The organism is Streptomyces sp. NPDC002779, assembly GCF_042888685.1.
Lineage (GTDB): Bacteria > Actinomycetota > Actinomycetes > Streptomycetales > Streptomycetaceae > Streptomyces.
The window spans coordinates 1-1,051 of sequence record NZ_JBIAQC010000093.1; the positions used below are offsets into that span (position 1 = coordinate 1).

Sequence of the window (1,051 nt, forward strand, 5' to 3'; positions counted from 1 at the left end):
TGCTCGTGGTGGTCGACCAGCCCGCCTCGATCGGTGCCCTGCCGATCGCGGTCGCCCGCGACATGGGCTGCGAGGTTGCTTATCTGCCTGGCCTGACCATGCGGAGGATCGCCGACCTCTACCCCGGTGAAGCCAAGACCGACGCCCGCGACGCGTTCATCATCGCCGACGCAGCCCGCGCGATGCCTCACACGCTCCGCTCCATCGAACTCGCCGACGAGACAGTCGCCGAGCTGGAGATGATCGTGGGCTTCGACGACGACCTGGCCGGCGAGGCCACCCGCATCAGCAACCGGCTGCGCGGCCTGCTCACCCAGATCCACCCGCACCTGGAGCGAGTCCTCGGCCCCCGAATCCAGCACCCGGCCGTCCTGCGGCTGCTGGACCAGTTCGGGTCCCCGGCCCAGATCCGCAAGGCCGGACGCCGACGGCTGGTCAGCCTGATACGTCCCAAGGCCCCGCGCATGGCCGAGCGATTGGTCGAGGACATCTTCACGGTCTTGGACGAGCAGACCGTGGTGGTGCCCGGCACCGACGCGGCCGCGCTGATCGTCCCCAGCCTCGCCAACTCGCTCCAAGCCGTCCTCGACCAGCGCAAACTCCTCGCCACACGGATCGAGGAGCTGCTGGAGGACCACCCTCTTTCGAAGGTCCTGACGTCCATGCCGGGGATCGGCGTCAGGACCGGAGCGAGGATCCTCATCGATGTCGGCGACGGCAGCAACTTCCCCTCCGCCGCCCACCTCGCGGCCTACGCAGGTCTCGCTCCCGCAACCCGCAGCTCCGGCTCGTCGATCCGCGGGGAGCAACCATCCCGGCGAGGAAACAAGCAGCTCAAACGGGCCTTCTTCCTATCCGCGTTCGCGGCACTGGCCGACCCGGTGTCCCGGACCTACTACGACAAGAAGATCGCTCAGGGAAAGCACCACACCCAAGCCCTCCTCTGCCTCGCCAGACGACGAGCCGACGTGCTCTTCGCCATGCTCCGCGACGGCACCTTCTACGACCCCCAACCAGCCCCCACCGGTTGACGAAACCCATAGGGGCACCC

At 68.1% G+C, this 1,051-nt stretch carries 1 protein-coding gene; it reads left to right on the top strand.

What is annotated here, in order from left to right:
- Positions 1 to 1,031, top strand: a 1,031-nt coding sequence (locus tag ACFYW5_RS38025) for an IS110 family transposase (RefSeq protein WP_389421706.1), incomplete at its 5' end; no start/stop codon positions are given.
- Between the last annotated feature and the right edge of the window lie 20 nt (positions 1,032 to 1,051).